The organism is Janthinobacterium pasteuri, from assembly GCF_051380775.1.
Lineage (GTDB): Bacteria > Pseudomonadota > Gammaproteobacteria > Burkholderiales > Burkholderiaceae_D > Janthinobacterium.
Genome location: NZ_JBNYXS010000001.1, coordinates 274,359 through 291,130 on the forward strand (window position 1 = coordinate 274,359; position 16,772 = coordinate 291,130).

General features: G+C 63.0%; 19 protein-coding genes, 2 tRNA genes and 1 pseudogene. 9 read left to right on the top strand and 13 right to left on the bottom strand.

Annotation, left to right across the window (positions count from 1 at the left end):
* Nucleotides 1-408 precede the first annotated feature (408 nt).
* The 5 genes from ACQ4WN_RS01200 to ACQ4WN_RS01220 all read left to right on the top strand — a co-directional run bounded on the left by ACQ4WN_RS01200 (nucleotide 409) and on the right by ACQ4WN_RS01220 (nucleotide 4,891).
* A tRNA-Met gene (locus ACQ4WN_RS01200) sits at nucleotides 409-485 on the top strand.
* A 60-nt stretch (nucleotides 486-545) separates the two neighbouring features.
* Nucleotides 546-622: transfer RNA gene (locus ACQ4WN_RS01205), tRNA-Met, on the top strand.
* Between the two features lie 183 nt (nucleotides 623-805).
* Nucleotides 806-1,333 (top strand): sigma-70 family RNA polymerase sigma factor, encoded by a 528-nt coding sequence (locus ACQ4WN_RS01210; RefSeq protein ID WP_436549903.1) that lies wholly within the window; start codon nucleotides 806-808, stop codon nucleotides 1,331-1,333.
* Nucleotides 1,330-2,334, top strand: coding sequence for a FecR family protein (locus tag ACQ4WN_RS01215; RefSeq protein WP_436549904.1), 1,005 nt, complete (start codon nucleotides 1,330-1,332; stop codon nucleotides 2,332-2,334). Before ACQ4WN_RS01210 ends, ACQ4WN_RS01215 begins: the two co-directional genes overlap by 4 nt.
* Before the next feature lie 82 nt (nucleotides 2,335-2,416).
* Nucleotides 2,417-4,891 (top strand): TonB-dependent siderophore receptor, encoded by a 2,475-nt coding sequence (locus ACQ4WN_RS01220; protein WP_436549905.1) that lies wholly within the window; start codon nucleotides 2,417-2,419, stop codon nucleotides 4,889-4,891.
* A 131-nt stretch (nucleotides 4,892-5,022) separates the two neighbouring features.
* On the opposite strand, the gene ACQ4WN_RS01225 is transcribed toward ACQ4WN_RS01220, so the two are convergent.
* From ACQ4WN_RS01225 to ACQ4WN_RS01240, 4 genes and pseudogenes are all read right to left on the bottom strand, one after another.
* Entirely contained in the window at nucleotides 5,023-6,321 is a 1,299-nt protein-coding gene (locus ACQ4WN_RS01225) for an MFS transporter (protein WP_436549906.1), read from the bottom strand.
* Nucleotides 6,322-6,908: 587 nt separating this feature from the next.
* The gene (locus tag ACQ4WN_RS01230) at nucleotides 6,909-7,232 is read right to left on the bottom strand and encodes a thioredoxin family protein (protein WP_436549907.1); all 324 of its coding nucleotides are present in this window, start codon (nucleotides 7,230-7,232) and stop codon (nucleotides 6,909-6,911) included.
* A gap of 18 nt (nucleotides 7,233-7,250) precedes the next feature.
* Entirely contained in the window at nucleotides 7,251-7,946 is a 696-nt protein-coding gene (locus ACQ4WN_RS01235; RefSeq protein WP_436549908.1) for a fumarylacetoacetate hydrolase family protein, read from the bottom strand.
* Between the two features lie 240 nt (nucleotides 7,947-8,186).
* Nucleotides 8,187-8,462: pseudogene (locus ACQ4WN_RS01240) on the bottom strand (MFS transporter); the annotation flags it as partial.
* 17 nt (nucleotides 8,463-8,479) lie between these two features.
* Between ACQ4WN_RS01240 and ACQ4WN_RS01245 the strand changes: the two are divergent.
* Nucleotides 8,480-8,674 carry an IclR family transcriptional regulator gene (locus ACQ4WN_RS01245; RefSeq protein ID WP_436549909.1) on the top strand — a complete coding sequence of 65 codons (195 nt, stop codon included), beginning with the start codon at nucleotides 8,480-8,482 and terminating at the stop codon, nucleotides 8,672-8,674.
* On the opposite strand, the gene ACQ4WN_RS01250 is transcribed toward ACQ4WN_RS01245, so the two are convergent.
* From ACQ4WN_RS01250 to ACQ4WN_RS01265, 4 genes are read right to left on the bottom strand one after another with little or no spacing between them, the layout of a single operon-like run.
* Nucleotides 8,675-9,532 carry a ChaN family lipoprotein gene (locus ACQ4WN_RS01250; protein WP_436549910.1) on the bottom strand — a complete coding sequence of 286 codons (858 nt, stop codon included), beginning with the start codon at nucleotides 9,530-9,532 and terminating at the stop codon, nucleotides 8,675-8,677.
* A gap of 43 nt (nucleotides 9,533-9,575) precedes the next feature.
* The gene (locus ACQ4WN_RS01255; protein ID WP_436549911.1) at nucleotides 9,576-10,007 is read right to left on the bottom strand and encodes a DUF6691 family protein; all 432 of its coding nucleotides are present in this window, start codon (nucleotides 10,005-10,007) and stop codon (nucleotides 9,576-9,578) included.
* Nucleotides 10,004-10,429, bottom strand: coding sequence for a YeeE/YedE family protein (locus ACQ4WN_RS01260; protein WP_436549912.1), 426 nt, complete (start codon nucleotides 10,427-10,429; stop codon nucleotides 10,004-10,006). Before ACQ4WN_RS01260 ends, ACQ4WN_RS01255 begins: the two co-directional genes overlap by 4 nt.
* Nucleotides 10,430-10,437: 8 nt before the next feature.
* Nucleotides 10,438-10,791 carry an ArsR/SmtB family transcription factor gene (locus ACQ4WN_RS01265; protein WP_436549913.1) on the bottom strand — a complete coding sequence of 118 codons (354 nt, stop codon included), beginning with the start codon at nucleotides 10,789-10,791 and terminating at the stop codon, nucleotides 10,438-10,440.
* Between the two features lie 332 nt (nucleotides 10,792-11,123).
* Here ACQ4WN_RS01265 and ACQ4WN_RS01270 point away from each other — a divergent pair, with 332 nt between their 5' ends.
* Nucleotides 11,124-11,537 carry a hypothetical protein gene (locus ACQ4WN_RS01270; protein ID WP_436549914.1) on the top strand — a complete coding sequence of 138 codons (414 nt, stop codon included), beginning with the start codon at nucleotides 11,124-11,126 and terminating at the stop codon, nucleotides 11,535-11,537.
* 70 nt (nucleotides 11,538-11,607) lie between these two features.
* On the opposite strand, the gene ACQ4WN_RS01275 is transcribed toward ACQ4WN_RS01270, so the two are convergent.
* Genes ACQ4WN_RS01275 through ACQ4WN_RS01290 form a run of 4 tightly spaced genes read right to left on the bottom strand, consistent with a single transcriptional unit; the run spans nucleotide 11,608 to nucleotide 14,353 of the window.
* On the bottom strand, nucleotides 11,608-11,787 hold the full coding sequence (locus ACQ4WN_RS01275) for a hypothetical protein (RefSeq protein WP_436549915.1): 180 nt from the start codon (nucleotides 11,785-11,787) through the stop codon (nucleotides 11,608-11,610).
* Nucleotides 11,784-12,185, bottom strand: coding sequence for a DUF3224 domain-containing protein (locus ACQ4WN_RS01280; RefSeq protein WP_436549916.1), 402 nt, complete (start codon nucleotides 12,183-12,185; stop codon nucleotides 11,784-11,786). Before ACQ4WN_RS01280 ends, ACQ4WN_RS01275 begins: the two co-directional genes overlap by 4 nt.
* On the bottom strand, nucleotides 12,185-12,772 hold the full coding sequence (locus tag ACQ4WN_RS01285) for a DUF1697 domain-containing protein (protein WP_436549917.1): 588 nt from the start codon (nucleotides 12,770-12,772) through the stop codon (nucleotides 12,185-12,187). Before ACQ4WN_RS01285 ends, ACQ4WN_RS01280 begins: the two co-directional genes overlap by 1 nt.
* A gap of 15 nt (nucleotides 12,773-12,787) precedes the next feature.
* Nucleotides 12,788-14,353: a sensor histidine kinase gene (locus ACQ4WN_RS01290; RefSeq protein WP_436549918.1), complete on the bottom strand. Its 1,566-nt coding sequence runs from the start codon at nucleotides 14,351-14,353 to the stop codon at nucleotides 12,788-12,790.
* A gap of 206 nt (nucleotides 14,354-14,559) precedes the next feature.
* Between ACQ4WN_RS01290 and ACQ4WN_RS01295 the strand changes: the two genes are divergently transcribed.
* Nucleotides 14,560-14,898, top strand: coding sequence for a hypothetical protein (locus tag ACQ4WN_RS01295; RefSeq protein WP_436549919.1), 339 nt, complete (start codon nucleotides 14,560-14,562; stop codon nucleotides 14,896-14,898).
* On the top strand, nucleotides 14,895-15,740 hold the full coding sequence (locus ACQ4WN_RS01300; protein WP_436549920.1) for an HDOD domain-containing protein: 846 nt from the start codon (nucleotides 14,895-14,897) through the stop codon (nucleotides 15,738-15,740). Before ACQ4WN_RS01295 ends, ACQ4WN_RS01300 begins: the two co-directional genes overlap by 4 nt.
* Before the next feature lie 152 nt (nucleotides 15,741-15,892).
* Here ACQ4WN_RS01300 and ACQ4WN_RS01305 read toward each other — a convergent pair whose 3' ends face one another.
* Nucleotides 15,893-16,219 carry a hypothetical protein gene (locus tag ACQ4WN_RS01305; protein ID WP_034746769.1) on the bottom strand — a complete coding sequence of 109 codons (327 nt, stop codon included), beginning with the start codon at nucleotides 16,217-16,219 and terminating at the stop codon, nucleotides 15,893-15,895.
* Nucleotides 16,220-16,772 lie beyond the last annotated feature (553 nt).

The window sequence follows — 16,772 nt, forward strand, 5'->3', positions numbered from 1 at the left end:
GCTGGCACAAATCGTCCCGTTGCTAAAATAAGCGTCGCCACACAACCACCGGCCAGACGCTAGGCTCGACTTAGGCTGCGCGCCATGCCGGAACGCATCGTCATCGATTGCCTGGGCGCCGACCCGGCCAGTGCCATGCTGGCACAAATCGTCCCTTTGCTGAAATAAGCGTCGCCACACAACAACTGGCCATGCGCTAGGCTCGACTCTGGTTACGCTCGATGCCGGAACGCATCGTCATCGATTGCCTGGGCGCCGACCCGGCCTCGTCCATGCTGGCGCAGATCCAGCCCTTGCTGACGCCGTTACAAAAATAATCACAGCGCCAGCCGGTCATGAAAAACCCACAGATTTTTCATGGCCGGCATTGACAAGGAAATGGGAAGACTGGATAATGCTCGGCTGTTGGGTGATATAGCTCAGTTGGTTAGAGCACAGCATTCATAATGCTGGGGTCGGTGGTTCAAGTCCACCTATCACCACCAAAGAACAAGGATCATGGTTCGCCATGGTCGCAACCAGCATCCGGTCTGACCGGTCTGTTTGGTGATATAGCTCAGTTGGTTAGAGCACAGCATTCATAATGCTGGGGTCGGTGGTTCAAGTCCACCTATCACCACCAAGAATTTGCAGTCTTGATAAACCCGCCCCTGCCTCGCGCAGCGGCGGGTTTTTTCATTTCTGGGCCGCCTCGCGTGCGGCCTGTAAGCAACACCTGCCCCATCGGCAAGCATTGGGGATTGTGGCAAGCCGGCACTGGCGCTTACAATGAGAATAATTCTCATTCATAATCCTTCGCCACCTTATGTCCATCGCCCAGCCCAGCCTGCAACAGCAAGTGCAATCGCTCTACAGCGAGCATCACGGCTGGCTGCTCGGCTGGCTGCGCAAAAAACTCAGTTGCCCGCATGGCGCAGCCGATGTGGCGCAAGACACGTTTGTGCGCATCATCGCCTCGCGCGACGCACTGTTCGGCATGCGCGAACCGCGCGCCTATCTCTCCACGACGGCAAAGCGATTGCTGCTCGACCGCGCACGCCGCCAGATACTCGAGCGCAGCTACCTGGCGGAACTGGCCCTGCTGGCCGACAGCCTGCCCGGCGCGCCCTCGCCCGACGAGATCCTGATGGCCGTGCAGGCGCTTGAGCAGATCGCTACGGCGCTGGCCGGCTTATCGGCCAAGGCGCGCGACGCCTTTTTGCTGCACTACCTGGAAGAACAGCCGCAGGGCGCTGTCGCGGCTCAGCTCAACGTCTCCACGCGCATGGTGCAAAAATACCTGGTGCAAGCCTTGCTGGCCTGCCGCCACGCTTGTCCGGCCATGGCGGCATGAATAGCCCCCGCACCGATGTGGCAGCCGAGCAGGCCGCGCACTGGATCGTGCGCCTGAGCGCCGACGACCCGGCCGAGCGCGACATGGCGCAGGCCGGCTTCGCCGCATGGAAGGCGGCCGACCCGCTGCACGCGAGCGCGGCCGCCGGCATGGAAAACCTGCTGCGCCAATTGAATGCCGTGCGCGAACCGGCCGGCGGCAACCATAGGCCCGCGCGCGCCGCCCTGGCCGCCATCGCACCAAAGCGCCCCCGCCAGCGTCTGCGCCAGCTGGCCACGGCCAGCGCCGTGGCCGTGCTGGTGCTGACCGGCGCACTGGTCATCAGCGAGCGCCCCGCCTACCTGCTGGCCGACCTGCGCAGCCCCACAGGGCAATGGCAGACGCACACCTTGGCCGATGGCAGCCGCCTCACCCTGGGCAGCGACAGCGCCGTCAACGTGCGTTTCAATGCAGGCGAACGGCATGTGGAGCTGGTGCGTGGCGACATCCTCGTCGACGTGGCCAAGGATGCACAGCGCCCCTTCATCGTCGACAGCAAGCAGGCGGCGATCCGCGCGCTGGGCACGCGCTTTGTCGTGCGCAGGGAAGACGGCGCCACCATCTTGAGCATGCTGGAATCGACAGTGCTGGCGCAGGTGCAGCAGCATCCGGCCGTCGTGGTGCAGGCGGGCCAGCGCACGCGCATCACGGAAAATGGCGTGGGCCCGTTGCAAGCCATCGATGCGGCCAGCGTGCAGGAAGCGTGGCGCGCGCGCCAGTTGGTGGTCGACGACTTGCCGCTGGCCGAGGTGCTCGACGAGCTGGCCCGCCACCGGCCCGGCCAGCTGCATTACGACCGGGCGCAGATGGCGGGTATTCGCGTGGCCGCCGTGCTGCCGCTGGACGACACGGACAAGGCGCTGCAACTGCTGATCGACAATTTCCCGCAGCTGCGCATCCGCATGCTGACGCGCTACCTGGTGATGGTCGACGCTCCCGCCCGCGATCCCGCCAAAAAATAAATAAGAAATTGTGCGTTCGCGGTTCCACTTTGCGCATCTCGTGCGTCAAGGCAGCTGAGATCATTCAAAAAAGGCTGTCACCATGTACGCTCAAGTCGTTGCCGTTTCATCCCCGAACACCCTGCGCACGCGGCTGCGCCCGCTGGCCCTGGCGGCCATGCTGCTGGCTGGCGCCGGCCTGCACGCCCAGGCAGTCGCCCAGGCCGCGCCGGCTGTCGCCAGCTACGCCATCCCCGCCGGTCCGCTGGCCGGTGCCCTGAACCGCTATGCCCAGCAGGCGGGCGTGTCCATCGTCATCGATGCCTCAAAGGTGCAGGGTTTAACCAGCGCAGGCTTGCAAGGCAGCTACGCCATCGCGGACGGCTTTGCCGTGCTGCTGCGCGGCAGCGGCTACGCCATCGGCAAGACGGCGACCGGCTATGTACTGGTAGCCGCGCCGGCGTCCGCGCCCACGGCGGCGGCAAGTGCTGCCTCGGCGGCCGAGCGCACCATGCCCTCGATTACCGTCGTCGGCCAGGCCGAGCAAGGCGCCACCACGGAAGGCAGCGGCTCCTACACGGCGCGCAGAATCACCCTCGGCAAGGGCGAGCAAGCGATGAAGGACATGCCGCAATCGGTCAGCGTGCTGACGCGCCAGCGCCTGGACGACCAGGGCATCACGGACTTGCGCGAGGCGGTCAACAACGTTACCGGCGTGGTGGGCGTGCATGGCGTGGGCCCGGGCGTGGTGATCACGGCGCGTGGTTTCCAGATCGACCAATGGCAGTACGACGGCGTGCCGATCGACCGCAATACCTACGCGCTGGGTAACTGGGGCCAGGAAAACATGGTCATCTACGACCGCCTGGAAGTGCTGCGCGGTGCTTCCAGCCTGCTCGAAGGCACGGGCAGCCCCGGCGGCTCCATCAACCTGGTGCGCAAGCGCCCGCTGGCCACGCGCCAGGTCACGCTCACGGCCCGCGCCGGATCGTGGGACCACTACGGCGCCCAGCTCGATGTCAGCAGCCCATTGAATGCGGACGGCAGCCTGCGCGGACGCGTGATCGTCGATGAAGACGACACCCACTCCTTCATCGACCAGGTGTGGAGCAAGAACCGCACCCTGTACGCTGCGCTCGACTATGACCTGGGACCTGCCACCACTTTGGGCCTGGCCATGAGCAACATCAACGGGCGTGGCCGCCCGATGTTCGTCGGCCTGGCGCGCTACGCCGACGGCAGCGAGCTGGGACTGCCTCGTTCGACCTATACGGGCGCCGACTGGAACCGCAGCAAGGTGGAACAGACCACCGTCAACCTGGACCTGGAGCACCACTTCAACAGCCAGTGGAGCTTCAAGACGGCAGCGCTGGGCGTCAATGAAAGCACCAATTCGACCCACCAGCGCATGGCCGGCACCATCAAGGCCGATGGCAGCGGTTCCATGTACGGCGACTTCTCCACCGATTTCGAGAACCAGAAGCGCGGCATCGACGCCTTTGTGCGCGGCAAATTCGATGGCCTGGGCATCGCGCAGGAAGTCGTCGTGGGCGCCAGCTATGTGAAGTTCCATTCCGACGACCGCTTTGCGCGCGCCTGGACACAAGGCGCGCAGATATTCAATATCGACCATCATCGCCCATGGCAGGACTTCGACACCATCGCCGCACGCGGCATGAGCTCCAGCAGCACCTACGACATGCGCCAGAAAGGCCTGTATGGCACCTGGAACGGCCAGCTGACGAGCCATCTGAAAGCCCTGCTGGGCGGGCGTTTCAGCTGGTATGACTTCGTGTATGCCCCAAAGGGTGGCACAGCCGACACCACCAGCGTTACGGCCAAGTTCACGCCATCGGCGGCCCTGATGTATGCGCTGACGCCGCAATGGTCCACCTACGCCAGCTATACGGGCGTGTTCCAGCCGCAAACGAACCGCAACGCGGCGGGCCGGATCCTCAAGCCGATCACGGGCGACAGCTATGAAGCGGGCGTCAAGGGCGAACTGCTGGACGGCAAAGTCAATGCCTCGCTGGCCGTATTCCGCTACCAGCACAAGGATCGCGCCGTCAACGACTACGCTGCCGGTTTCGCCTGCGACGGCTGGTACTGCTCGCGTGCCTCGGGCAAGGTGCGCAGCCAGGGCCTGGAAGCGGAAGTGGCCGGCGAGGTAGCCCGCGGCTTGCAGCTGTCGGCCGGCTATGCCTACACGACGACGACCTACCTCGACGATCCTGACAACAAGGGCGAAGTCTTCTCGACCTGGACGCCAAAGCACATGCTGCGCCTTTGGTCCGGCTATACCCTGCCCGGCGAGTGGAACAAGTTCAGCGTCGGCGCCGGCGTGAACATGCAAAGCCATACGCTGGACTTCGGCCGTTCATTCGACGTGGCCGGCTTCTCACTGTGGAACGCGCGCCTGGCCTGGCAAGCCACGCCGCAACTGTCGCTGGCAGTTAACGTCAACAACCTGCTCGACAAGCGCTACGTGATCCCGTCCTATAACGACACGGGCGGCAACAACCACTTCGGCGACCCGCGCAATGTGCAGTTCACCTTGAAGTACACGCCAAAGTGGTAGGCGGCTCGGGAGGCTGAGAGCCGGGTCTGTCGGCCAGGATGGTGGCGTGATGCGACCGCCATAAAAAAACCCCGGAAGTTGGCATCCAACTTCCGGGGTTCAGTTCAGTGGCATGCAGCTAGCGCGGGCGTTTATTCCCAGGCTTCCTTGCCCGCACGTGGCTTGCCCACCATCAGCAGGGCAGCCAACGTCAGCACGGCTGCCAGCGACAGGTAATAACCCACGTATTGCAAGCCATGGTTGGTAGCCAGCCAGGTGGCGATGTACGGCGCCAGCGAGGCGCCCAGAATGCCTGCCAGGTTGAAGGTCAGCGAGGCGCCCGTGTAACGCACTTCGGGCGGGAACAGCTCGGACAGCATGGTGCCCAGCGGTCCGTAGGTCATACCCATCAGGCCCAGGCCGATAGCCATGAAAACGGTCACTTCCCAGGTCACGCCAGAGCCGAACATCGGGGCCAGCACCAGGCCGAAGATGGCGATGGCGACGGAGACCCAGATCAGGGTGGCGCGGCGGCCGCGGCGGTCGGCCAGCACGGCCGAGAACGGAATCGTCAGGGCAAAGAACAGCACGGCAAACAGCTGCACAATGAGGAATTCCTTGCGCGTAAAGCCCAGCTTGGTCGTACCCCAGCTCAAGGCAAACACCGTCATCAGGTAGAACAGCACGAAGGTAGCCAGGGCGATGATGGTGCCGAGGAACAGCATGCGGCCATGCTGGCGGAACACGGTAGCCACAGGCAGTTTGACGACTTCGTTCTTGTCGATGACTTTCTGGAAGTCCGGCGTTTCCGTGATCTTCAGACGTACGTACAGGCCGACGATGACCAGCAGCGCGCTGGCCAGGAAGGGGATGCGCCAGCCATAGCTGAAGAACTGCTCATCGGTCATGGTTTCGCTAAGCAGCAGGAAGATGCCGCCCGACAGGAAGAAGCCAATTGGCGCCCCCAGTTGCGGGAACATGCCGTACCAGGCGCGCTTGCCCGGTGGCGCGTTTTCTGTGGCCAGCAGCACTGCGCCGCCCCACTCACCACCCAGACCCAGGCCCTGGCCGAAACGGCACAGCGCCAGCAGCAATGGTGCCAGCGTGCCGATGGCGGCGTAGGTCGGCAGCAAGCCGATGATGACGGTGGAGATACCCATGGTCAGCAAGGCTGCCACCAGAGTGGCCTTGCGGCCGATGCGGTCGCCGAAGTGGCCGAACACGGCCGAGCCGATGGGGCGGGCAAAGAAGGCGATGGCGAACGTGGCCAGCGACTGCAGCACGGCGGCCGACGGATCGCCGGCGGGGAAGAACAGTTTCGGGAACACCAGCACGGCGGCGGTGGCGTAGATATAAAAGTCAAAGAACTCGATGGTGGTGCCGATCAGGCTGGCGAACAGCACCGTGCCGGGGGAATTTTTCTTGGGAAGGGTGCTCCGGGGCATACTCATTTACTGCGCTCCTTGGGGAGGGTGTCTAAAGGCCATTCTCTGGATGTTTTTTCAGGCAGCAGCACAGCACGTTGTCTCCGTGTCGTTCGCATATCATAGCTGTGCGCAGGCGTATTTGCTGCGAATTTGCTATTAAATTCGCAAACAAATTCCACGCCGCAACACGCCGTTGTTAACGGTAGACAACGGAGTACCAACGCGCGCTAACGCGCTGTGATCAGTGCTGATTTAGAGAAACAACGGTCGTGCGCCATCCGGTTACCCGGGGCACGGCAGGAAAAGCGTCAGGGGATGGGCGACGTGTATCAGGCCCGGCGTATCGCCAGGCATTCCGTACCAGACCCGCGCGTCGGCATCGCGGCATCGGTCATTTGTGGTGAATCCTTGCCTGCGGCCCCTCCGGGTGGAGCGGGCCGGCGATGATCGCGCTGCATCACTAAGGATGCGGTTGATCTTGCTGTAAGCGGCTTATGATACGCGCAGTGGTGCAGTGCGGCAAGAAGTTGTGGGCAATTGCAGAGGGCAGTCGCTTCGCGATCGGAGCGCATCCCATTGGGACGCACTCCCCCGGCGGGTCTGCCCCCAAGTTATGCGGCAATCAGGGCAAACGCCCTGGCGATCTCCGCGCTGTCGAGCGGACGCACGAGACGCGCCACTTCCTGGCCATCCTTAAGAAAGATCAGGGTCGGCCACAGTTTCACCCGGAATGAACGCCCGAGCGCGCGGCCGGGGCCGTCTTCCACGCGCAGGTGCGGCACCCGGGAGTGCTGCGCAAAGGCGGCGGCCAGCGGCGCCTGAGTGGCGCGGCAGTGGCCGCACCAGCCCGTGCCAAATTCCAGCAGGGCCGGACCCGCGAGGGCGTCGATCTCGGCGCGCGCTGGTTGCGCTACAGAATAAGTATCGTTCATCATGCCGGTTCTCCTGACAGCTTAGACCACTTTCACGCGCAGTTCGCCCAGGCCATCGATGGCCCCCACCAGCTCGTCGCCACGCTGCACGGCCGCCACGCCGGCCGGCGTGCCCGTATAAATCAGGTCGCCTGGCTGCAGGGTGAAGTAGGTCGACAGGTCGGCGATGGTTTCGGCCACGTTCCAGATCAGCATGTCGATGCTGCTGCCTTGACGCAGCTCACCATTCACGCGCAGGGTGATGGCGGCATGGCTGACGTCGCCCGCCTGCGCGGCCGGGGTGATGGAACCGATGGGCGCCGAGTGCTCGAACGCCTTGCCCGTCTCCCATGGACGGCCCTGCTTTTTCGCTGCGCCCTGCACGTCGCGGCGCGTCATGTCCAGGCCTATCGCATAACCCCACACGTGGTTCAAAGCATCGGCCACGCCGATATCGCTGCCGCCCTTGCCGATGGCCACCACCAATTCCATCTCGTGCTGGAAATCCTGCGTTTGCGGCGGATACGGCAACTCGCCCGTCGTGCCCGCTGGCACGGGCAGCACGGCGTCGTTTGGTTTCATGAAGAAAAACGGCGCCTCGCGGCCCGTGTGGCCCATTTCCTTGGCATGGTCGACATAGTTGCGGCCCACGCAATAGATGCGGTGGACAGGGAAAGTATCGACGCTGCCGGTGACGGGAACGCTGGGCTGGATCGCTGCGGGAAAAACATACGGCATGAGGACTCCTGATCGGCACGATAAAAAGGCGGTGATGAAAAAGGGGACACCGCAGTGTCCCCCATTTTACGGCAACGTTACTTCAGCAGGCCAGAGCGGCTCGGGTCCGTCATGCGGATGGCGACGATGAAGGAAATCAGGTACATGATGGTCACGTATCAATAGAAATAGTCTTCCACATGCCACGCCCGGCGCGCGCACTTCGACGGGGAACATTTCCGCCTTGATCAGGCAACTGATGTCTTTCAAGGTATGCTTGATCGGCAGCACGCACAGGGTGGCCAGGGCGCCGAGCACAAACGGGATGCGCAGGCCCCAGACACGCAATTCTTGCAGGATCAGCAATTGTTGCAAGGCCACCAGCACCAGCAGCGCCAGCAGTTGGCCGCCGATCAGGGGCACGTACTGGAACGAGGCAAAGAAGCCGCGCTTGCCCGATTCCGACACTTCACTCATGTAAGTGGCGCTGGTGCCGTATTCGCCGCCCACGGACAAGCCCTGGAACAGCCGCGCCACGCCAGGGCTGGTGCCTGGTGCGGGAAGCGCTGGAACAGGGCTTGATCGCCCTGGCCGCGCCCTTGTCCGACCGGGCCGGCAAGGTGGGGGCGGCGATCAATGTCAGCGGCCAGACGGCGGGACCGTCCGTGGCGCACCTGCTGGAACACAGCTTGCCGAAACTGCCCGATACGGCCAGCCGGGTCAGCGCTCTGGTGCGGGTGCAGCAGTGATTATTTGTTAAACTTCGCGCACGGGTCGGGGCGCGGCTGCGCCGGCATCGTTTGCGTCAAGTCAAACGTGCCCTTGTAACCCGTGCCGCCCTGCTCCAGATAGCCGATGCTGCGCACGTTCAGTTGCGGGTCGGCCAGCTTCAGCCAGCGGGGCACGCCGATATCCTTGCGCACATGCTCATTGCCGGCGATCAGCACCACATCGCGCGGCGCCTGGTCGCGGATCAGCTTGGCCATCCAGATATCGCGCGCCACCTGCGCGTTGACGACTCCTTTGATCATCATGTCGGGCAGCATATTGCAGCGGGCCGCCTGGACTTCCTTCTGTTGCCCTTCCAGGATGTCGGTCGGCACGGGTGCGGCCAGATAAGTGGCCACCATGGCGGGCGGCATCGCCCATTGGATGCCGTCGCGCACGATGCGCGAAGCATCGGCCGGCGACAAATTGCCGGCGACCAGGGTCAGCTGGTAACTGATGACCAGGTCCAGCACGGGCCGGTACAAGCTCCAGTCCCAGCGCGGCTGTTCCATCACGCGGATGATGCAGTCGGGGTCGGCGCAATCGCGCGCGGCGCGCGTCAGCAAGGCCTGGTTTTCGCGGTCGAACTGCTCCATGACAATCACGGGACGCCAGCCGGCTGCCAGGCGGCGCTGCAATTCCTCGACGCGCAGGCGGTGGCCTTGCGCATTGTCATGCACTTCTCCCAGCAGCAATACTTGCGGATTGGGCAAGGTGTCGGCCACGGGCGCGGGAGCGGGCGGCGCTGTCTTCTTCAGCAAGCTGCCGCAGGCGGCCAGCGCCAGCACGCTGCACAGCAGTGCGGCACGCGCACCGGCGCGGAAAATCACGGTCTTCATGTCAATGGGTATCCTGAATGGCGATGCGCCAGATTGTACCGCCTCAGGCCGGCGCGGGATGCTTGCGGCGCTCCAGCACTTCAAAGAGAGCCATGCCGGCCAGCATGGCGCCGACAAAAATCCACGCCTTCGGCTGGCCCGCCAGCAGGGATACGAGGGCGGGGCCGGGACAGAAACCGGCGATGCCCCAGCCCACGCCAAAGGCCAGGCTGCCCAGCAGCAAGCGCCGGTCGATGCGCCGCGCCGCAGGCAATTGCATGGAATCGCCCAACAGCGCCGTGCTGCGCCGTCCTGCCAGCCAGAAAGCAGGCAGGGCCACGGCGATGGCGCCACCCATCACCAGCGCCAGCGACGGGTCCCAGGGGCCGGCCAGGTCGAGGAAACCGAGCACCTTGGCCGGGTTGCCCATGCCGGAGACGATCAGGCCCAGGCCAAAGACGAGGCCGCTCAACAGCGAAAGGAGTAGCTTGCTCATAGATGGCGCAACAGATAGACGGTGAGGAAACCGGCCGCCATGAAGGCCATGGTGGCCGCCAGCGAACGCGGTGTCAGGCGCGACAGGCCGCACACGCCGTGGCCGCTGGTGCAGCCGGCGCCATAGCGCACGCCCACGCCGACCAGCAAGCCCGCCACGGTCAGGGCCAACGTGCCCGCCTCGATCTGCACGGGCGGCAAGGCTTGCCACAGCGAATACAGCAGGGGCGTGCCGATCAGACCCGCAAGAAAAGCGATGCGCCAGCCCAGGTCGCCGCTGCGCGGGCGCAGCAGGCCGCCGAGGATGCCGCTGATGCCGGCGATGCGGCCATTGAACAAGATCAGCAGGGCAGCCGCCAGGCCGATCAGCATGCCGCCGGCCAGCGAGGCCCACGGCGTAAAGTGTTGCCAGGCTATGTTCATGGCAGGATTCAGTCCGCTTCGTCGTTGAACTGGGGGCGCGGCGCGCAAAATTGCGCGTACAACACTTGCAGTACGGCCAGCACGGGTGCACTCGCGACGCGGTAATAAATCTGCTTGCCGTCGCGCCGCGTGGCCACCAGCATTTCCTCGCGCAGCACGCCCAGCTGCTGCGACAGGGTAGGCTGGCCGATGCCCACCTTTTGCTCGAGGTCGCTGACACAATGCTCACCCTGCGAAAGCTGGCACAGCAGCATCAAACGGTCGGCATTGCCCATGGCCTTGAGCAGCGAGCTGGCTTTGTAGGCCGAGCCGCGCATGGCATCGAGGTTGTATTCGGCGTGTTGTGTTGCAACTATCTCCATCTTGCCCTCCCACAGGCGGTCATGTTGTGCATCGTGCGATAAACAATATACTAATCAATATATTGTTTTCCTGCTGGCGATTCGCACAAAAAAACAACAGTGTTTTTTCAGCGATAGCGTGCTCATCCCAAGTGTGCGGCAGCGATAGCGTTCGCGCTATCAAAATGATAAATATTCGTAATTTAAAGCAAATATACGTAGCAAAATTGCCACGATTTGTGCTGTAATAAGACCTCATCAGAAAAACTATGATACGCCTCCGTACAGGCGAATTGTCCGTCCAGGCGCAGGCCGGTTTCGGCCGCGCCACACGGTAAACCAGGGAGTCAACGATGAAGATCTTTCAGCCGCTATGCGTAGTCATGCTGGCGCTGTCGGCAGCAGCAGGGAGTGCGGCGGCAAGGGGCGATGACACGCCCGGCAACCCGCACACAGCACGCGATCAGGTCGTGAGCGACGAGAGTCTCGGTTTCACTAACACCAGCGACAATCCCGGCTGGGAAACACCGGACTTGCCATATACGCGCCTGCTGACGCAGAGCGCCTCGCTCAATGCGGCCCCGCGCTGGCGCAGCGCCGGTGCACGCTACGGCGCACTGCCCGCCGCCGCCACGGCCCCCGCCGTGCAGCAAACGAACGTGCCGCCGCCCGTGCCAGAGGCGAGCATGGTCTCGATGTTACTGGTGGGACTGGGTTTGCTGGCCTTTAGCATGCATGGTGAAAAACAGGAAAAATTCGATGGCTGACCCCATTCCGGCGGCGCATACCGCTGCCATAAAAAAAAATTCCGCCTTGCGCGGAATTTTTTTCGCCGCCTCACTTGTCCAGCAAGCGGCAGACTCTCTCGATATTGCCCACAGGAATGCCTGACTTCAGGGCGCGCGCGATGCAGCCCGCCTTGTCCGGGCCCGAAGCAGACATGAGCACGAAGGCCGTGCCCAGGGCGCTGACGGCGGCCAGCAGGATCAGCACGCCCTTGACGATATCCCAGTTCATGGCGTCTCAGCAATGTCATACGTGAAATCATAATAATGCCTGCCATCTTCGATGCGGATGGCCAGGCTGCCCGACAGCCCTTGCAACTGGCCCGTCCCCGTATCTGGCACCACGCTGACGGACAAGCTGGGTGCGCCACGCGCCATGCTGCCGCTGTGCTGCAAATAAAAACTGCCGTGGCGCCCGTCCAGGCTGCCTTCCACCCGTTCCAGCGCCACATAGCCGGCCGAACCGGCCACGGCGGCGCGCACGCTGAGCATCTCGCCCTGTGCGCTGGCGTCGAGAACGCCATGGTAGCGCTTGGCTAGCGACAGGCGTCCCAGCCCCGATTGCGCGGCCGTGTCCGACAGGGTTTCCGGGGTGATGGTGACGTCGAATGCACCTGAAATGGTAGGCATCAATGCTCCTTGGAAAATGAGGCTGTGGCTGCGGCATCGGGCCCGTTCAGCAGCGCATGTAATTTTTGCATGGTGGCCCAGTTGCGCGAGGTGACGCCATCGCCCAGCATGACACCCAGTGCCGCCACCACCTTGCTGGCCAGCACGCCATCGTGACACCAGGCATACGCGGCCCATCGCCCCAGCGCCAGCGCTTCCGGCTGCCACGGCCGCTGCAAGAGCGGCGTCAGGCGCTGGACATCGGCCGGATTGTTCAGCACCAAGGTCAGCAGACGGGCCGCATCGGCCGTCGGCGCCAGGCTGTTTTGTTCGATCAGTTCGGCAAACTGACTGGCCGACAGCACCGTCACCCGGGCCGCCACGCCCAGTTTCAGCACCAGCGCTTCCTCGATGCGGGCAGCGGCCTCGGACGGTGCCACCTTGCCCCCGTCATAGACGACGTTACCGCTGTTGAGTACGGTGCGAACCTGCGCAAAACCCAGGTCGCCCAGCAGCTTGCGCAGGTCGGCCATGACCACGCGCTTGGCACGACCCACATTGATCCCGCGCAAAAGCGCCACTTGCTGACTGTTTTCTAGCTGTGCCATGTCTCTTCTCCTTGCCTATGCCGGGCTGCTGGTGCTTTCCGGCAACGGCGTCACCGTGGGCAGGCGCAGCAGGAATGTCGCGCCCTGCCCCAGCGTGCTGCTGACCGTGATGGTGCCGCCAAACTGCTTGGCAATCAAGTTGAACACGATATTCAAGCCCAGGCCCGTGCCGCCCTGTCCACGCCGCGTGGTGACAAACGGGTCAAACACGCGGTCGAGCATGTCGGGCGCGATGCCGCGGCCGTTGTCGCGCACCTGCATGGCGATCCACTCGCCGTCGCGGCGCACGCCGATATGGATGTTGCCGGCCGTGTCCGCATCGAAGGCGTGCTCGACGCAATTCAAGACCAGGTTGGTCAGCACCTGCGCCAGCGCGCCCGGATAGCTGTCGAGCAAGATGTCAGACGGGCAATCGATCTCGATGCTGATGCGCGTCTTTTTCAAGGTCGGCTGCAGGCTCGAGATCACTTCCCCGATATAGTCGCGCAATTCGAACAAACGGCGCGCCTCGCTGACCTGGTCGACGGCGATCTGCTTGAAGCTGTGGATCAGATGCGCGGCGCGGTAGGCATTGTTCATGATCAGCCGCGCGCTTTCGCCGGCCGTTTCCAGGTAGCGCACGATATCGGTTTTCTTCACGCTGCCGCCGGCCACCGCTGCGCTGATGTGATCGGTGGCTTCCTTCAGCACCGAGGCGCTGGTCAGCGCGATGCCGACTGGAGTATTGATTTCATGCGCCACGCCGGCCACCAGGCTACCCAGCGAGGCCAGGCGTTCCGATTGCAGCAACGATTCCTGCGCGCGGCGCAGCTCGTCCATGGCCTGCGCCGTCTCCTGCTGCGAACGGCGCGCCATGTCTTCCGCCTCGCGGCTGCCCTCGATGATGAACTTGAGCTTGCGCTGCACGGCATTGAAGCCACGGATCACGTCGCCCAATTCGTCACGCCGGTTCTCCGGCAGCTCCTCGACCTCATCGCTGCCGCGCGTGGCCAGGTCGATCAAGCCATCGCGCAACTGTTTCAAGGGCCCGAAGACGATGCGCAGGCTCAGCGCCAGGGCACCCACCAGGATGATGTCAAGCAGCAACACTTCCAGCACCTTGCGTCGCACTTCGTTGCGCAGGGCCGCATCGATCTGCGCGCGGCTGAAATTGACGATGACCTTGCCGACGATCACCGGCTTGCCCCCCGTGGCCGCCGCCACGGCGTCGCGGAACACCAGCGGCGCCTCGACGGGCGTGCCGCCCATGGCCACGTCGGAGGTCAAAGGCACCAGGGTGCCGGCCGCATCGCGCACTTCGCCCGCGAACAGACCCACGGAGGCGTCGTAGACGCGGATACCGAGCAGTTCCGGCGGCAGCATTTCGGCCGCGACGATGCTGTCGACCTTGGATTTATCGAGGTCCCACAGGGCGGAAGGCAAGCTGGTCTGCAAGCGCGTGATCACGCCGCTGCGCAGGCGCGCGCTGCCCGATTCGAGTTCCCGGCTCAATGTATATTGAGTATAGCTGCCAGAAATTCCCAGCACCAAGGTGACGATCACGACAAAAAGCAGGGTCAGCCGGACTTGGATACTCACCATCGATCTACACTCCCCGGGCCAGGCGGGCCGACGGCCCGCGGCGCGGGCACAGAGACGTCAGCAGACAACAGCCTGAATCAAATGTACGGTATGACATACGTATTGGCAAGATTTACAGCAACCCTGTTTTCTGCAGCGGCATTGTGACAGCTTGAGACATTGCGTGATGGCAATGGTAATATCCCGCAATCATCTAAGGAGTCGTCATGGCGGTCATGCATCAACATCTACCCCTGGAACAAGTGCGTCCTGGCATGGTCTTGTCGGATGTCTTGCTCGACGCGCATGGACAAGTGCTGTTGCCGCAAGGCGCGGTACTGACGGAAAACATGCTGTCCCTGATGCCGCGCCACGGCATCGACATGCTGCCGATCCAGGCGCCGCCGCCTTCGCCGGAAGAAATCGCCGCGCAACAGGCGACCGACAGCGAACGGCTGGCCTACCTGTTCCGCAAACATGATCCAGACGATCCCGAAGACGTGGCCACCACCTTGCTGCGCAGCTATGTCACGGCTTACCGCCTGGGTACGGGAGGCGCGGCATGAGCACCCAGTTGACGCTCGACGATATCGTCGCCCACCTCGATGACCTGCCCTCGCTGCCTGCCGTCGTGATGGAACTGTTGAACAGCATCGACCTGGACGATGTCGATATTTCCGTGCTGGCGAAAAAAGTGTCGTACGACCAGGCACTGACGGCAAAAACCTTGCGCCTGGCCAACTCTTCCCAATATGGCTTGCAAGTGAAGGCCACCACCATCCAGCAGGCGATTACCTATCTGGGCTTCCAGACCACACGCAGCCTGATCACGTCGGCCGCCATCACGGGTTGCTTCCCGGAAGGACGCTGTCCCGGCTTCGACGACAAGGCCTTCTGGCGCCATTCGGTGGCGACAGCCGCCTGCGCCAAGGTGCTGGCGCGGCAGATCCGCTTCAACCAGGATTACGCCTTTACAGCCGGCTTGCTGCACAACGTCGGCCGCCTGGTGCTGGTCAGCAGCTTTCCCGCGCACTATGCGCAAGTCATCGCGCACCAGGCGGCGCACGATTGCAGCTTGCTCGACGCGGAGCGGGCTGTGCTGGGCGTGGACCATGTGCAGGCAGGCGTGGCACTGGCCGAGCACTGGAATTTTTCCGACACCATGCGCCTGGCACTGGCCAATTACCTGCAGCCGGAAACGCCGGGGGCCGGCTTCCTGGCCGCGCTGATCCACGTGGCCAATGCCATCGCCTGCGCGCTCGACCTGGCGCAGGCGGGCGACGACATGGTGCCGCGCGTCTCGCCGGTGGCCTGGGATGCGCTGGGCCTGGGCGAAGCCACGTATCTGCAACTGTTCCGCGAAACGGAGCTGCGCTACGACGAAATCACCTCGGCACTGCTGAGCTAAACACCGCGCCAAATGCCAACGGCTCTCGCCGCGAGGCGAAAGCCGTTATGGGTACTGCGGTGTATCCAGGTTACCCGGTCCATGCTGCCCGGTCCACGCCAGCCTGTTGCCGCCAGCAGCTACGCAAGCGGCACAGTCAGCGCGCAACCACATCAGTGCGCGTAATTCGATTCTTGCGCATCGCCGCGGTCTTCCGCTTTTGGACGGCCCTGGGCGTCGGACAGACGATACTTGGTGCGGCGGTCGCCCATCAAGTCGCGCAAGTCACGGATGCTCATGCCCGTCACTTCGTGCATGCGGATCAGCAGCGAGGCGCCGACCGGCAAGCGGTGGTGGCGGATCTTGCTGATGACGGGTGGCGCCACTTCAAGCAGGCGCGACAGGGCTGCGTCGTTTTTCAGCTGCATCTTGCTCAGCAGAATATCGAGCAGGTGATTCGGGTTGTAACTCTCTTGCGATGCTAATGCATGATGTGCCATGATTTTTCCTCGTCTGGTGAATGTAGAAAATAATGCCGATACGAACTTAAGGCTGGCTTAGAGTGTTTAAATAAACGTCTTCATCAAATTCAGCCCTGCCCTCCGCCTCCCCTCCTTATCGCACTGCCTGCACAGGACTCGCACAGCCACGTCCAGCCAACGTGAACAACTTGCCGCGTGAGTAAAAGCACGTGCAATTCACTAAAATGAATTGCATATAAGACAATATACTAGCCCAAACAGGCCGCATCTGCGCCTCGCGCAAACGTCCTGATTGTTAAATATCAATCAAGCTGCTGGTTGGCTTGGAAACGATGCTATTTCAACACATTAGGATGCCAGCGGGCGCGCACAAGGATTTGCAGCAACTTGTTACAAATCAATGGTGTCGCACGGCAATAAATGCTTTTCGGCATCGTCGTGTCGTGCGCCGTATTTACGCTGCAATCTTGTCGGCAAGATCAGCACCACATGGCCCGTCCCGGCGATTTACGCTAAACTATGCCCTGAACTTGCAGCGAGCCTGCCACCGGGCAGCCAGAAGCGCCCGGCC

Bases quoted from the DNA above. Each gene is read 5' to 3' on its own strand.
- ACQ4WN_RS01305 (WP_034746769.1), bottom strand. From the start codon at position 16,219: ATGGCACATCATGCATTAGCATCGCAAGAGAGTTACAACCCGAATCAC.
- ACQ4WN_RS01290 (WP_436549918.1), bottom strand. From the start codon at position 14,353: ATGGTGAGTATCCAAGTCCGGCTGACCCTGCTTTTTGTCGTGATCGTC.
- ACQ4WN_RS01255 (WP_436549911.1), bottom strand. From the start codon at position 10,007: ATGAGCAAGCTACTCCTTTCGCTGTTGAGCGGCCTCGTCTTTGGCCTG.
- ACQ4WN_RS01285 (WP_436549917.1), bottom strand. From the start codon at position 12,772: ATGGCACAGCTAGAAAACAGTCAGCAAGTGGCGCTTTTGCGCGGGATC.
- ACQ4WN_RS01260 (WP_436549912.1), bottom strand. From the start codon at position 10,429: ATGAACATAGCCTGGCAACACTTTACGCCGTGGGCCTCGCTGGCCGGC.
- ACQ4WN_RS01215 (WP_436549904.1), top strand. From the start codon at position 1,330: ATGAATAGCCCCCGCACCGATGTGGCAGCCGAGCAGGCCGCGCACTGG.
- ACQ4WN_RS01280 (WP_436549916.1), bottom strand. From the start codon at position 12,185: ATGCCTACCATTTCAGGTGCATTCGACGTCACCATCACCCCGGAAACC.
- ACQ4WN_RS01250 (WP_436549910.1), bottom strand. From the start codon at position 9,532: ATGAAGACCGTGATTTTCCGCGCCGGTGCGCGTGCCGCACTGCTGTGC.
- ACQ4WN_RS01295 (WP_436549919.1), top strand. From the start codon at position 14,560: ATGGCGGTCATGCATCAACATCTACCCCTGGAACAAGTGCGTCCTGGC.
- ACQ4WN_RS01300 (WP_436549920.1), top strand. From the start codon at position 14,895: ATGAGCACCCAGTTGACGCTCGACGATATCGTCGCCCACCTCGATGAC.
- ACQ4WN_RS01230 (WP_436549907.1), bottom strand. From the start codon at position 7,232: ATGATGAACGATACTTATTCTGTAGCGCAACCAGCGCGCGCCGAGATC.
- ACQ4WN_RS01235 (WP_436549908.1), bottom strand. From the start codon at position 7,946: ATGCCGTATGTTTTTCCCGCAGCGATCCAGCCCAGCGTTCCCGTCACC.
- ACQ4WN_RS01265 (WP_436549913.1), bottom strand. From the start codon at position 10,791: ATGGAGATAGTTGCAACACAACACGCCGAATACAACCTCGATGCCATG.
- ACQ4WN_RS01270 (WP_436549914.1), top strand. From the start codon at position 11,124: ATGAAGATCTTTCAGCCGCTATGCGTAGTCATGCTGGCGCTGTCGGCA.
- ACQ4WN_RS01210 (WP_436549903.1), top strand. From the start codon at position 806: ATGTCCATCGCCCAGCCCAGCCTGCAACAGCAAGTGCAATCGCTCTAC.
- ACQ4WN_RS01220 (WP_436549905.1), top strand. From the start codon at position 2,417: ATGTACGCTCAAGTCGTTGCCGTTTCATCCCCGAACACCCTGCGCACG.
- ACQ4WN_RS01225 (WP_436549906.1), bottom strand. From the start codon at position 6,321: ATGAGTATGCCCCGGAGCACCCTTCCCAAGAAAAATTCCCCCGGCACG.
- ACQ4WN_RS01275 (WP_436549915.1), bottom strand. From the start codon at position 11,787: ATGAACTGGGATATCGTCAAGGGCGTGCTGATCCTGCTGGCCGCCGTC.